At 53.1% G+C, this 12,850-nt stretch carries 13 protein-coding genes and 2 tRNA genes; 5 read left to right on the forward strand and 10 right to left on the reverse strand.

The genetic code is table 11. The features are described from left to right. Window positions 1-221: 221 nt before the first annotated feature. A tRNA-Val gene (locus E0L35_RS23615) sits at window positions 222-298 on the reverse strand. Window positions 299-320: 22 nt separating this feature from the next. Further along, window positions 321-397 (reverse strand) — tRNA-Val (locus tag E0L35_RS23620). 233 nt (window positions 398-630) lie between these two features. Here E0L35_RS23620 and E0L35_RS23625 point away from each other — a divergent pair. Next, window positions 631-1,701, forward strand: a complete 1,071-nt coding sequence (locus E0L35_RS23625) for an endonuclease/exonuclease/phosphatase family protein (protein ID WP_138801588.1) — start codon at window positions 631-633, stop codon at window positions 1,699-1,701. Between the two features lie 36 nt (window positions 1,702-1,737). On the opposite strand, the gene E0L35_RS23630 is transcribed toward E0L35_RS23625, so the two are convergent. Continuing rightward, window positions 1,738-3,114, reverse strand: coding sequence for a class II fumarate hydratase (locus tag E0L35_RS23630; protein ID WP_138801589.1), 1,377 nt, complete (start codon window positions 3,112-3,114; stop codon window positions 1,738-1,740). A gap of 296 nt (window positions 3,115-3,410) precedes the next feature. On the opposite strand from E0L35_RS23630, the gene E0L35_RS23635 reads away from it, so the two are divergent. Continuing rightward, window positions 3,411-3,785 (forward strand): phasin family protein, encoded by a 375-nt coding sequence (locus E0L35_RS23635; protein WP_138801590.1) that lies wholly within the window; start codon window positions 3,411-3,413, stop codon window positions 3,783-3,785. 118 nt (window positions 3,786-3,903) lie between these two features. On the opposite strand, the gene hda is transcribed toward E0L35_RS23635, so the two are convergent. The 3 genes from hda to E0L35_RS26910 all read right to left on the reverse strand — a co-directional run bounded on the left by hda (window position 3,904) and on the right by E0L35_RS26910 (window position 6,024). Next, window positions 3,904-4,611, reverse strand: coding sequence for a DnaA regulatory inactivator Hda (hda, locus tag E0L35_RS23640; RefSeq protein WP_009286940.1), 708 nt, complete (start codon window positions 4,609-4,611; stop codon window positions 3,904-3,906). After that, window positions 4,608-5,738, reverse strand: a complete 1,131-nt coding sequence (locus tag E0L35_RS23645) for an AI-2E family transporter (RefSeq protein ID WP_009286941.1) — start codon at window positions 5,736-5,738, stop codon at window positions 4,608-4,610. The genes hda and E0L35_RS23645 overlap by 4 nt, the downstream gene beginning before the upstream one ends. Before the next feature lie 163 nt (window positions 5,739-5,901). Continuing rightward, window positions 5,902-6,024, reverse strand: coding sequence for a hypothetical protein (locus E0L35_RS26910; RefSeq protein ID WP_255200381.1), 123 nt, complete (start codon window positions 6,022-6,024; stop codon window positions 5,902-5,904). Here E0L35_RS26910 and purM point away from each other — a divergent pair. Both purM and purN read left to right on the forward strand, forming a co-directional pair. Next, the gene (gene purM, locus E0L35_RS23650; RefSeq protein ID WP_027957471.1) at window positions 6,023-7,090 is read left to right on the forward strand and encodes a phosphoribosylformylglycinamidine cyclo-ligase; all 1,068 of its coding nucleotides are present in this window, start codon (window positions 6,023-6,025) and stop codon (window positions 7,088-7,090) included. The two genes, E0L35_RS26910 and purM, sit on opposite strands and share 2 nt — an antisense overlap. Continuing rightward, window positions 7,087-7,842, forward strand: a complete 756-nt coding sequence (gene purN, locus E0L35_RS23655; RefSeq protein WP_009286943.1) for a phosphoribosylglycinamide formyltransferase — start codon at window positions 7,087-7,089, stop codon at window positions 7,840-7,842. Before purM ends, purN begins: the two co-directional genes overlap by 4 nt. Before the next feature lie 83 nt (window positions 7,843-7,925). On the opposite strand, the gene dcd is transcribed toward purN, so the two are convergent. The 4 genes from dcd to cobA form a co-directional block, all read right to left on the reverse strand. Then, entirely contained in the window at window positions 7,926-8,492 is a 567-nt protein-coding gene (dcd, locus tag E0L35_RS23660) for a dCTP deaminase (RefSeq protein WP_009286944.1), read from the reverse strand. 11 nt (window positions 8,493-8,503) lie between these two features. Then, window positions 8,504-9,304, reverse strand: coding sequence for an iron-sulfur cluster carrier protein ApbC (gene apbC, locus E0L35_RS23665; protein ID WP_138801591.1), 801 nt, complete (start codon window positions 9,302-9,304; stop codon window positions 8,504-8,506). Between the two features lie 174 nt (window positions 9,305-9,478). After that, window positions 9,479-10,672, reverse strand: a complete 1,194-nt coding sequence (locus E0L35_RS23670) for a kinesin (RefSeq protein ID WP_138801592.1) — start codon at window positions 10,670-10,672, stop codon at window positions 9,479-9,481. A 204-nt stretch (window positions 10,673-10,876) separates the two neighbouring features. Further along, window positions 10,877-11,698: a uroporphyrinogen-III C-methyltransferase gene (gene cobA, locus E0L35_RS23675; RefSeq protein WP_051430467.1), complete on the reverse strand. Its 822-nt coding sequence runs from the start codon at window positions 11,696-11,698 to the stop codon at window positions 10,877-10,879. A 243-nt stretch (window positions 11,699-11,941) separates the two neighbouring features. Between cobA and E0L35_RS23680 the strand changes: the two genes are divergently transcribed. Then, window positions 11,942-12,844 (forward strand): GGDEF domain-containing protein, encoded by a 903-nt coding sequence (locus tag E0L35_RS23680; RefSeq protein WP_022523231.1) that lies wholly within the window; start codon window positions 11,942-11,944, stop codon window positions 12,842-12,844. The last annotated feature ends 6 nt before the right edge of the window (window positions 12,845-12,850 follow it).

A 12,850-nucleotide genomic window follows, 5' to 3' on the forward strand; every position in this document is an offset into this window, starting at 1 on the left:
TCTTGCTGGAATTAGCGAAGGAAACATGCACCAGCAGTAGGTGAAGCATCAACCAGATAATCCGATGAGATGCCGGTCTGTCTCACTCTCATGCAAAGGTAAGATCAACCATTTAATCCGCTTACCCGTTAAAAGCTATAGTCTACAAAATAAAAAACGCCATATAACACCCACACAAAAACGCCCCAAGCATCACTGCCTGGGGCGTTTCTGATAAAAGCTGGTAGGACCAGGCGGATTTGAACCGCCGACCTCCACGATGTCAACGTGGCGCTCTAACCAACTGAGCTATGGTCCTGAAAAGAGGTGTGGCATAAGGCTGGTAGAACCAGGCGGATTTGAACCGCCGACCTCCACGATGTCAACGTGGCGCTCTAACCAACTGAGCTATGGTTCTATTGCGCTATCTGTTCTATTGCACTTTCTGAGATAGGCTATTGGATAGCCGCGCGCCTTGCAACGGATGCATATCTTACGCTCTTATCACTGAATTGCAAGTTCTTTTCCATTGCGCGCCCTCTCCCGCCAGCCTTAAACCCATTACGAATAGAGGCTCAATTCGACACCTGTGACCTTCTAGCGCTAGGCTTAGCGCTTCAAGGTGCTGGGTGTTCTATAGGGAGATAAACCATGCTGGGTATTTTGCTAGGAAGCATAGCGATCGTACTGTTATTGGCGACGCTGATTGCAAGAATACATTTACACTGGTGGTGGATCCGCAGTTTTGAATTTCCACGCCTGCAGATCGCTTGCCTAGCTTTAATCACTTGGCTATTAGCCGCTATCTTCGTTGAGCCTGGCCCTTGGCTATGGGTAGCCCTGCTCGCCTCAGGCATCACTTTACTGTTTCAAGTCTACTATATTCTGCCCTGGACACCGCTGTGGCCGGTGCAGGTCAAGGCGGCGAAGAGTAACGATTCAGATAAAATGATCACGCTGCTGATCGCTAACGTACTGACCCCTAACCGGCAGGCCCAAGCGCTGATCGATATGATTAAACAGCATCAGCCCGACATAGTACTGACCCTGGAGTCAGACCAGTGGTGGCAAGATCAGTTAGATCCGGCTCTCGCAGAGCAGTGGCCGCACAGCGTTAAAATCCCGCTCGACAACCTTTACGGCATGCACCTTTACTCGCACCTGGAGCTCTCTAACACCTCGGTGGAGTGGCTAATTCAGGACGACATCCCGTCTATTCACACCCGAGTGACGCTTGCTAACGGCGATAGCATTCGCTTTTACGCGTTACATCCCCGTCCACCGGCCCCCAGTGAGAGTGAAAAATCCCTTTGGCGGGATGCTGAACTGCTATTGGTCGGCAAGAAAATTCATGAAGATCCCCAAGCAACGTTGGTCGCCGGGGATCTGAACGATGTAGCGTGGTCGCGCACTACGCGACTTTTCTGCCGCGTTGGCGGCATGCTCGACCCACGCCGGGGACGTGGTTTATTCAGCACCTTCCACGCCCAATATCCCGTGTTGCGCTGGCCCCTTGACCACATTTTTGTGACCGAACACTTCACCTTAGTCGGCATGCAGCGCCTGAGTTACTTCGGCTCCGACCACTTCCCGATACTGGCCACCTTTTGCTACCGCCCTTCGCGTCAAGATGAGCATGAAACGCCCGAAGCCGATGCTGAGGAGCGCAGCGAGGCCAGCGAAACGATTCAGGAAGGTAAAACCGAAAAGCAGGAAACCTGAACGCGGTTGGCCTAAAGATAGCTGACCTTAAACGTGTTACTCAGGAATGCCTCCGTGCGTTAACGCGACCGGATCCAGCAGCCGCTCTAGCGTCTCCCGGTCAAGGTCAGTTTTCTCCTCCGCCACATCAATAATTGGCCTCCCCGCCTGGTAAGCCTCTTTGGCGACAGCGGCGGCGGCGTTATAGCCAATCACGCCATTTAGCGCCGTTACCAAAATGGGATTTCTGGCCAGCGGGCCTTCCAGGTTATCTTCACGAACCTTAAAGGTGGCAATCGCACGATCAGCCAGCAATCGAGCGGTATTACTCATCAAGCTTATAGACGTTAATAAGTTGGAAGCCACCAACGGCAACATCACGTTCAGTTGAAAGTTACCACTCTGCCCGGCCACGGTAATCGCGGTATCCAGACCAATAACCTGTGCAGCGGCCTGGGCGGCTGACTCAGGAATAACAGGATTAACCTTCCCAGGCATAATTGAGCTACCGGGCTGTAACGCCTCGAGCTCAATCTCGCCCAGCCCCGCCAGCGGCCCCGAATTCATCCAGCGCAGGTCGTTGGCTATTTTCATAATCACGCAGGCTAAGCCTTTCAACTGCCCCGAGAGCTCTACCGCCGCATCCTGAGACGAGAGGCTGGCAAAGAAGCTGTCATTAGGGGTAAACATCAACCCGGTCTGTTCGCTCAGCTCTTGGGCGACCTGATCAGCAAAACCGATAGGAGCGTTAATGCCGGTCCCCACGGCCGTGCCACCTTGAGCTAATCGGCACAGCCGTTTCATGGCACTATCAAAGCGCTCAATGGCCTGACCTAGTTGGCTAGACCAAGCACCCAGCTCTTGATCCATACGCAGCGGCATGGCGTCCATGAGATGAGTACGACCGGTTTTTACCACATGGCTCAGCTCACTGGCCCGCTTGTCGATAGTGTCACGCAGGTGGACAAGGGCTGGGCGCAACGATTCGTGCACCGCGATGGCAGCCGACAGGTGAATGGCCGTGGGAATCACATCATTGCTGGACTGCCCCATATTGACGTGATCGTTCGGGGTTACCTCAACGCCTTCACGGCTTGCCAATGTAGCCAACACCTCGTTGACATTCATATTGGTGGAGGTACCTGAGCCAGTTTGAAACACATCGATAGGAAAGTGCTGGTCATGCTTGCCCGTTAACACTTCCCGCGCCGCTTTTTGAATCGCTTCCCCCCGCGCACTATCAAGCCTTCCTAGCGATTGATTAGCCCGGGCTGCCGCTAGCTTGATACGCGTGACAGCGTGAATAAAGGCCGGGGGCATGGGCGAATGAGAGACAGGGAAGTTATTGATTGCCCGCTGGGTTTGTGCCCCATAAAGAGCCTCAGAAGGCACTTCCAACTCGCCCATGCTATCGCGTTCCATCCGTGTTGCCATTGCTCTTTCTCCCATCAGTAAGATTAATGGTGATGCTTATCTGAGCGCATAGCCGACCTATCGTTCACTCGCTAAAGCCACATCCACTGCCTTCAAGCTAGCTGGTTAGACCATAGGGGTAAACAGGCTCTTGCCCCGTGCACTTTAAAATGCCAAAAACCAAATGTTGCACTGCACAAAAACAGTTGCTATGCTGCACTGCAAGATAGCTTATAAATAAAGCTACCCAATTAAATAAGCAGCGCCAACCTCTGGATAGCTGCTTTTGGTAAGACTAACCCCAGGAGGGTATGACGATGCGTACATTAAATACTAACGAAATGACTCAGCAGTTTGACAACATGTTCATGGCGCCAGTACGCGCTTACATGGCGCTGAGCATCGATTACAGCGAAAAAATGATTAACGCTCAGATGGACGCCAGCAAAGCTTATGCCAACACCGGCATTGCGCAAATGCGCCAAATGATGGAAGTAAAAGACGCAGAGGGCCTGCGTAGTTACATGGAAGGCCAGCAAAAAGTAGCTAAAGAGTTGGCTGAGCGTGTTAAAGGCGATACCGATAAAGTCGTATCTCTGCAGCAGGACTTTATCCAGAAAAGCCAGAAAATTACCGAAGACAACGTTAAGCAGGCGCAAACCGCTGCTAGCAAGTTGAACAAAACCGCTTAACCGCTTAATCGCTTATTGAAACAGTAAGCTAGCAAGCATGTTTTATAAAACGCCCCTGTCGGCTCTCGCTGACAGGGGCGTTTTAGTCGTTGCCTTTAGCATTTCTGTACCAGCCGTTTCACCAACCGAGGGCGGATTTCACAAAGGGAATAGTAAGCTTGCGCTTGGCTGAGAGCGATGCTTTATCCAGAGTCTCCACCGCGCGACACAGCTCACCTAACTCGCGGGGGCCACGATGCAAGATATAGCGCCCAACATCATCGGGGAGCTGCATCCCTCTCACACTGGCGCGCAGCTTTAGCGCTGCCAAACGCTCTTCGTCATCCTCCAAAGGGTGAACATGAAACGTTACCCCCCAGGTCAGGCGCGAAGCCAAATCCGGTAGCACCACGTTTAATTGACGCGGTGAAGCACTGGCGGCAATCACTAATTTCTTGCCAGCATCTCTTAGCCGGTTAAAAGCATGGAACAGCGCTTCCTCCCAGCGCTTGCGACCAATCACACACTCCAGGTCATCAATGGCGACCAGATCCAGGCGCTCGATGTCTTCCAGCATTAATGGCGGAAAGTGGCCCAAGTCATCCAGGGGGAGATACAGTGCTCGTTTATCTGCATCGGACGCCGCATGACACGCCGCCTGTAAAAGATGGCTACGCCCTACCCCTGGCGCGCCCCACAGATAGAGGAACTGCTCCCCCTCCGGGGTAAGCTGCTGGGTAAGGTGTTCTACCAGCGGCGTATTTGCACGCGCCACATAATAATTATCAAAGGTCGCGTCATCACGCAGACCAATTCCCAAGGGAAGCTGTGCCGGTGCTCGGCTCATGGTGACTCCCGTCCATCATGATGGCCCAGCTCATCGTTATGTGAAGAGCTGACCTCAATGATTGGCGTATGTTTATCAGTATTTTGTTCGTCGTATAACTCGCTATGCTGATAGCGAACTTTTACTTCTTTTAGCAGCACTAGAATCACCGCGGCAACAGGCAGAGCCAACAACACCCCTGTTAGGCCAAACAGATTCCCCCCCGCCAGCACGGCGAAGATAACCGCCACCGGATGCAGGCCAATCTTATCGCCCAACAATTTAGGCTGGAGAATCACACTCTCGGCCATTTGGCCAATACTAAACACCAGGATAACGCCTAACACCGCCCACCAGGTGGCGTACTGGAACAGCGCCACAACAAGGGCAATCACCAAGCCGACAATAAAACCCAGGAACGGGACAATGCTCACCAGTCCGGACACAAAGCCGATCAATAGGCCAAAGTTGAGCCCCATCAACGTTAAGCCCACCGCATAAATAATCCCTAAACAGAGCATTACCAGCAGCTGGCCGCGTAGAAACGATGACAACACTTCATCACAGCGACGCGCCAACCGGAAGGTATCATCCGCCCACTGGCGTGGCACGAGATTGGCAATATTGGTCAGCAGGCGGTTCCAGTCCAAAAGCAAATAGAAGGTCACCACAGGAATAAGTGCCACATAGGTGATCCAAGAGGCAAACGCCATACCGGAGCGGCCAATTTGGCCTAGCGCCTGGGCTAGGTAGCCACCAGCATCGCGCCAGTTTTCGACCAGCGTCTCGCGCGCGTTGGTTAACTCCGCGGTCAAGTCATAACCTGTCCACTCTTGTACCTGAGGAGCAAGCGTATTTTCTACCCAATTGAAGATACCCGGAATAGCTTCGCCCAGCTGTTTAAGCTGCTGAACAAGCAGCGGGATCAATATCAACAGGCTCGCCACGAGGACGACCAACAGTACTAAAAACACACTGCTCACCGCGAACGGCCGATTCATGCCCCAGCGCTGGAAACGGTTAGCCAGCGGGTCAGCTAAGTAAGCGAGAATCATCCCAGCAATAAAAGGCATCAGCGCCGCGTCTAACAAATAAATTAAACCGCCTATTACCACCAAAAATAGGACGCCCCACCAAGAATTCCGCATAGTTCCCTCTCAAACGTGGATTTAATCCGCTAAATATCACTTATCGTTACTATGGCACTGATCACGACACACTTTACTTATCACTACTAACTTTCACTCGCCACTACTAACTTTCATCCGCCACTACTATGCCGCAAATGAACGAAAGTCGCGCGTCTGCTTTTCATCCTGCGCGACGGCGGTGCGGCCAGCGTCGCTGAGTGTTACAATCCGCCAAAGTTAAGCCCAGCACTGGCCAATTCGCCAGCACTACCAGCACCGCTATTTGCTTCACAGGATCTGTCATGACCGAGACCTCTTCTTCTTCGGCTACTCCTTCCCTCAGCTATAAGGATGCAGGCGTCGATATCGATGCCGGTAACGCCCTTGTTGACCGCATTAAACACGTTGCCAAACGCACGACTCGCCCCGAAGTCATGGGCGGGCTTGGCGGCTTTGGCGCGCTATGCGAGATCCCCGCAGGCTATCGGCAGCCCGTGCTCGTCTCAGGTACCGATGGCGTCGGCACCAAGCTGCGCCTGGCAATGGATCTTGGCAAGCACGACACCATTGGTATTGATTTGGTCGCCATGTGTGTCAACGACCTTATCGTGGCTGGCGCCGAACCGCTGCTATTTCTTGACTACTATGCCACGGGTAAGCTCGATGTGGATATTGCTGCTGACGTTGTCACCGGCATTGGCGCTGGTTGCGAATTGGCTGGCTGCGCCCTGGTAGGCGGCGAAACCGCCGAAATGCCGGGTATGTACGAAGGCAGCGACTACGATTTAGCGGGCTTTTGCGTGGGCGTGGTTGAAAAAGCAGATATTTTAGATGGCAGCAAAGTGGCCGAAGGCGACGTCATATTGGGGCTTGCCTCATCCGGGCCACACTCCAACGGCTACTCATTGATTCGTAAAATCCTTGAGGTCAGCGACGCTTCGCTAGAGACCGACATCGCCGGTAAAACCCTTGGCGATGCGCTGATGGCCCCCACCCGCATCTATGTCAAATCACTGCTCTCCTTGATGCGCGGTAGCGAGATTGCCGTGCATGCGTTATCACACATCACCGGTGGCGGTTTGCTTGAAAACATTCCTCGCGTACTGCCGGACAACCTCGCTGCGCATATTGATATTGCCAGTTGGCAGCGACCAGCCGTGTTTGATTGGCTACAGGCCAATGGAAACGTGAATGAAACTGAAATGCACCGCGTGCTCAATTGCGGTATTGGGATGGTCGTTGTGGTGCCGCAGCATCAAGCAAAACAGGCAATGGCTCACCTGGAAGCCGAAGGCGAATCCGTTTATCGTCTAGGGCAGATCGTTGAACGCCAAGGGGACGCCGTTATTTTGGAGAACCTCTCGGCATGACCAATACGGACTACCAGAGCGATACCATTAAAGACGTAACACCAGAGCCTCTCGGTGCACGCCGCATTGTCGTGCTTATCTCTGGCAGCGGTAGCAATCTTCAGGCGCTGATTGATGCTCAGTCCCACGACCGCTTAGGCGGCGGTGAGATTGTCGCAGTGATTTCCAATATTGCTGACGCCTATGGTTTGAAACGCGCACACGAAGCGGGCATTGAAGCGGTTGCCCTCCCCCACAGGGAGTATGATAGTCGCGAAGCCTACGACGGCGCCTTGATCAAAGTCATTGAGCGTCACGAGCCGGATCTGATTGTACTGGCGGGCTTTATGCGCATTTTGACGCCTCGCTTTGTGCAGCGCTTCCTGGGCCGTATGCTGAATATCCATCCTTCATTGCTGCCAGACTACCAAGGGCTCAACACTCACGCCCGCGCCCTGGCAGACGGTGTTGCCAGCCACGGCTGTAGCGTTCACTTCGTCACCGAAGAGCTAGACGGTGGCCCAGTGGTACTGCAAGCGGAGCTGCTGGTCAACGCGGACGACACGGCTGAAACACTGCAAGAGAAGGTTCGCTCCCGGGAACACCTAATCTACCCGATTGCAGTGCAGTGGTTTTTGGAAGGCAGGCTGCAGTTCAGTGCCGAAGGCGCCAAAATGGACGGTCATCTGCTACCGGAACACGGTATGCGGCTTTCCCACGCTGATGCTGCAGAAGAGCTTGATGAGGAGCTCGACGAAGAGTCGCAGGATTAGCATGAAAACGTCATCATAAGCATTGAAAAGCGCCTTACGTTTTTGCCGTAAGGCGCTTTTTTGTAGCAATGTACTTCGTATAACTAGGTACGCGGCAAGGTTACCCCACGCTGCCCCATATACTTTCCGCCCCGGTCTTTATACGAGGTTTCGCATACTTCGTCGGACTCTAAGAACAACATCTGGGCGACGCCCTCATGAGCATAGATTTTTGCCGGCAGGTTGGTGGTGTTAGAGAATTCCAGCGTAACGTGCCCCTCCCACTCGGGCTCCAGCGGCGTCACGTTGACAATAATGCCACAGCGCGCGTAAGTGGATTTCCCCAGGCAAATAGTCAGCACGTTACGGGGAATACGGAAATACTCCACCGTGCGCGCCAGCGCAAAAGAGTTCGGCGGAATAATACAGACATCGCCTTTAATATCGACGAAGCTGTTCGCGTCAAACGCTTTGGGATCAACAATCGCTGAGTGAATATTGGTGAAGACTTTGAATTCGTCTGAGCAGCGCACATCGTAACCGTAGCTTGAGGTACCGTAGGAAATCACGCGCTGTTCGTTCACGTAGCGCACTTGCTCGGCTTCAAACGGCTCAATCATCGCGTCGCTTTTGGCCATGCGACGAATCCAATTATCAGATTTGATACTCATTTATGTCGTTATCACTCACTAAAGGAAATAGTTGGGCCGTCGCCTTGGTTCGCGCTAACCGCTTCAGCGACTTTTTGGGCAATAGTCGCAAAGGTTTGACTCACCGCCCCGTCAGGTTCGGATACCACACTCGGGCGTCCCGAATCTGTCAGCTCTCGGATGGAGAGCGTCAGCGGCAGGCGTCCAAGTACTTGGGTATCGTACTCCTGGGCGATGTTATCGCCACCACCTGTGCCGAAAATAGCCGCTTCATGGCCGCAATTTTCGCAGTGGTAGAGGCTCATATTTTCCACCACGCCAAGCACCGGCACGTTGACCTTGCGGAACATTTCGATCCCTTTACGGGCATCTAACAGCGCAATATCCTGTGGGGTGGTCACAATCACCGCCCCTGCCACCGGCACTTTCTGGGCCAGGGTCAGTTGGATATCGCCAGTACCTGGGGGCATGTCGATCAATAGAAAATCGAGATTATCCCATTGGGTTTGCGTCAGCATCTGCTGAAACGCGCCCACTACCATCGGCCCGCGCCACACCATTGGCTCACGGGTATTGACCATAAATGCCATCGACATGGCCTGAATGCCATGGGCCTGGAGCGGAAGGAATTTGTCATTACTTGCCGCCTGGGGGCGCGTACCCTCTTTAACACCGAGCATTTGTGCCTGGCTGGGTCCATAGATATCCGCATCCAGGACACCCACGCGATAGCCCTGTGCTGCCAGCGCTAATGCCAAATTCACGGTGACGGTGGATTTTCCCACGCCTCCCTTGCCCGATGCCACTGCAATAATATGTTTAACCCCATCCATTCAATGGCACTCCTCGTTTTAAGCTCTTAATAACTGAATTAACGTTGAGTGAATGATACGCCTCACAGCCAAAATCATAAACCAACAACAAGTGGGCGGATGCCGGTTCCCCGACATCCGCCCTTACTTTTCTAACGCGAAAGGTGCGTTACAGCATTACTATCCCGCCACTTATTAGCCAGCGTTTTGCTGCGACTCTTCACTGCCACCATCGCTGTCATTGGCACTCTCACTTGAAGAGTTCCCATCTGACGAGCCCCCATTCGACGAGCTATCAGAAGAGCTATCAGAAGAGCTATCAGAAGAGCTGCTCGGGGAAGATGATGCAGCCTCACCCGCTGACTCTTCTGCATCGGCCAAACGGCTGTCTAACGTCGACAGCTCATCGCGCCATTCACTTAACTGGCTCTCTAAACGCTCTAGCTGGCTTTCACGCTTTTCGATATCACTCTCAACGCTGGCCACTTCTTCACGCCCAATATCCAGGGCAACCATGACGTCATCCAGCTCACTGCGCACCTGACTCAAGCTCTGCTCTTCTTCTTCGCGCAGCGCCGTTAGCGAATCAACATCACTTTGCAGCTCATCGCGTTCGCTGGTGAGTGAGTCACGCTCATTTTTTAGCTCACCAAGCTCGCTCTGGACACTCGAAATTTCCTCTTCTAAGCCACTTAGCTGTTCATTTGACTGGCTAATCTGATCTTCCAGCGAGGACAACTCATCTTCGGTATTGCCCAGCTCTTCGATCGCTTGCTGACGCTGCTGCTCCGCTTCCTGACGGGCAGCCTCAGCCTCCTGGCGGGCTTCTTCAGCACTAGAACGCGCTTCTTCTACTTGCTGGAGGGCACTTTCCGCCTCATCCCGAGTGCTGGTGATTTGATCACGCTCTTCGCGCAACGCAGTCATCTCGCTTTCAGCGCTCTCTACCTGCTCATTAAGAGAGGCAATTTCTTCTTCCAGCGCATCGCGCTCGGACTCAAGCTCTTCTAAACGCGACTGCACATCGCTGACATTGCCTTGGGCACTCTCAAGCGACGAGCTGGCCTCTTGCTGTTGAGCCTCAAGGGACGCCATCTCCTCTTGCAGCGCGGCTAAATTGGTTTCAGCTTCCTCAATTTCGCTAATGCGCTGGCTCATTTGGCTATTTTCCTGCTCAGCGCTGGCGAGCTGCTCTTCTAAGCTATCGACACGATCCTGGCGAGAACCTGCATTAGACTGCGCCATAATGGCCCAGATAACGGCAATGGCGGCGATACCAGCAATCGCTTTTACCCGGTTATCTTGAAAGAGGGTTTTCATGTCCGACTTTTTAGCCGGTTCTGGCTTGTTGGCAGGCGACTGGTGATCCGAGTGGTTTGCTTCCGACATTATGCGTTCCTCTATGGTCTTAGCTAACGTTTGTCCAAGCTAACAACAATCAGTTGCGCGATGATCAAGTACATAGGTAATGCGCTAACCGTGAATGCTCTCCCCCTTCAGCATACACAGCTCACTGTATCTAGCCAGTCTGTTTGCAAAATCGTGTACAAATGTTGCTACTGCGTTACCAGACATGTAGGAACGATTATTATTTTAGCCAGAAGGAGGATGCTTTCCCTCATGAAAACCAGAGGCCTCTCCGCTCAGCGCATCAAACCAATCCAGTGTGGTATGCAGTGACACTACGCTGCCCACTATTAGCAGCGTAGGCGGTTTAATGTGGCCCGCCAAGAAAGTATCTGGTAATCCAGATAACGTCCCCACATGGGTACGCTGTCGGCGGGTCGTGCCCTGTTCAATCAGCGCCAGCGGTGTGTCTGGCGCTAAACCATGCTTAACCAGCGCCTGGCTGATCACCTTTACGGTGCCCAGCCCCATATAAAACACCAAGGTTTGCCCAGGCCGCGCTAACGCATCCCAATCAAGCTCACACTCCCCCTGCTGTAAATGCCCGGTGATGAAACGCACCGACTGGGCATGGTCGCGATGGGTCAAAGGAATGCCCGCATACGCCGCGCAGCCTGATGCCGCCGTCACCCCTGGGATGACTTCCACGCTCACTTGTGCTGCCACCAGCGCCTCAAGCTCCTCTCCGCCCCGGCCAAAAATAAACGGATCACCACCTTTAAGGCGCACGACACGCTTACCCTGCTGAGCCCACTTTACAAGCGCTTGATTAATCCCCTCTTGAGGGACGCTGTGCAGAGAGCGTGCTTTACCCACATAAAATCGCTGCGCCTGTGGCGGTATAAAGGCGACTATTTCACCGCTAACCAAGCGGTCGTACAGCACCACTTCAGCGGACTGCAGTCGCTTATACGCTTTTAGCGTCAATAACTCCGGGTCGCCAGGGCCCGCGCCCACTAGACTTACCAAGCCGTATGGCTGAGCCGTTTGCTCTCGTCCTGCTTCCAAGAATCCACCCCAGGAATAAAAAAGTTTTTTAATATGCAAAAAAGTAATTAATTTTACCACTAAATGCCAATAACACCTTGTCTATTGCTTATAATGCAATCGAATATATATAAATAGAACATATATATTCTAAAAAAATATAGATAATAGCCATTTTGTCTGCAATGGCTTACATCCTGATTACGTATTTAGGGCTAATCTTCACGATCGAATTTAAATTGGCATATGTTTGGAGATTCACGCATGCCCGTGAATGATATAGACGCACCAGAGCGAGTCAGTGCAGACCACCTCGTACCCCACATACCAGGCGTTATCTTTCAGTTTCATCGCGCGCGCAATGGTCATATGCGGTTCCCCTACTTGGAGGGCGGCGGCGTGGCTCTCAAACATATTGACCGGGAACTGCTCGCCGAAAATGCAGGGCAGCTAGTTGAGCAACTGACCGGCAACGACCACCCCAAGATAATGTCCGCTATCGAACGCTCAGCCCGCTGGATGTTGCCTCTCACCACACGCTTTAGGCTACCGTTTCCACAAGACAAACCACACTGGATTGCGGTTAGCGCCAAACCCAAGCCCGTCGTCGATGGCGTGCAGTGGAACGGCATAATGATGGATATTAGCGATCAAGTCAGCGAAGAGCAGCGGCTGCGCAAACTATGCGATACAGACCCCCTGACTCAACTCCCCAATCGACGCAAGCTCATGATGCACTTAACCCATGTTGCATCGCTTAGCGCCCGCCACGGCACACCGCTCTCCATCATGATGATCGATATTGATCACTTTAAGCGGCTTAATGATCGTTGGGGACATCTGCACGGGGATGATGTGCTTAAACAGTTGGCAACCTACGCCCAGTCGCTGCTGCGTTGCGAAGACATGGTGGCTCGGTTGGGAGGAGAAGAGTTTATGGTCGTGCTGCCGCTTACTCCGCTGCAGCAATGCCATGCACTTGCCGACCGCTTACGCCAGGCTATCAGTGTACGCGACTTCGGTATGGGGCCAGGCCAAGTGACGCTGAGTATTGGGGTTGCCGAATATCGCTGTGGCGAACCCCTCACGAGTCTGATCGAGCGGGCCGACCAGGCGCTGTATAGCGCCAAAGACGTTGGTCGTGACTGCGTTTGCCATCTACGCTGATAAAGC

This window comes from Halomonas sp. ATBC28, from assembly GCF_005937175.1.
Taxonomy (GTDB): domain Bacteria; phylum Pseudomonadota; class Gammaproteobacteria; order Pseudomonadales; family Halomonadaceae; genus Vreelandella; species Vreelandella titanicae.

Coding starts and splice junctions, on each gene's coding strand:
- E0L35_RS23625 (WP_138801588.1), top strand. CDS start 631: ATGCTGGGTATTTTGCTAGGAAGCATAGCGATCGTACTGTTATTGGCG.
- E0L35_RS23630 (WP_138801589.1), bottom strand. CDS start 3,114: ATGGCAACACGGATGGAACGCGATAGCATGGGCGAGTTGGAAGTGCCT.
- E0L35_RS23635 (WP_138801590.1), top strand. CDS start 3,411: ATGCGTACATTAAATACTAACGAAATGACTCAGCAGTTTGACAACATG.
- hda (WP_009286940.1), bottom strand. CDS start 4,611: ATGAGCCGAGCACCGGCACAGCTTCCCTTGGGAATTGGTCTGCGTGAT.
- E0L35_RS23645 (WP_009286941.1), bottom strand. CDS start 5,738: ATGCGGAATTCTTGGTGGGGCGTCCTATTTTTGGTGGTAATAGGCGGT.
- purM (WP_027957471.1), top strand. CDS start 6,023: ATGACCGAGACCTCTTCTTCTTCGGCTACTCCTTCCCTCAGCTATAAG.
- E0L35_RS26910 (WP_255200381.1), bottom strand. CDS start 6,024: ATGACAGATCCTGTGAAGCAAATAGCGGTGCTGGTAGTGCTGGCGAAT.
- purN (WP_009286943.1), top strand. CDS start 7,087: ATGACCAATACGGACTACCAGAGCGATACCATTAAAGACGTAACACCA.
- dcd (WP_009286944.1), bottom strand. CDS start 8,492: ATGAGTATCAAATCTGATAATTGGATTCGTCGCATGGCCAAAAGCGAC.
- apbC (WP_138801591.1), bottom strand. CDS start 9,304: ATGGATGGGGTTAAACATATTATTGCAGTGGCATCGGGCAAGGGAGGC.
- E0L35_RS23670 (WP_138801592.1), bottom strand. CDS start 10,672: ATGTCGGAAGCAAACCACTCGGATCACCAGTCGCCTGCCAACAAGCCA.
- E0L35_RS23680 (WP_022523231.1), top strand. CDS start 11,942: ATGCCCGTGAATGATATAGACGCACCAGAGCGAGTCAGTGCAGACCAC.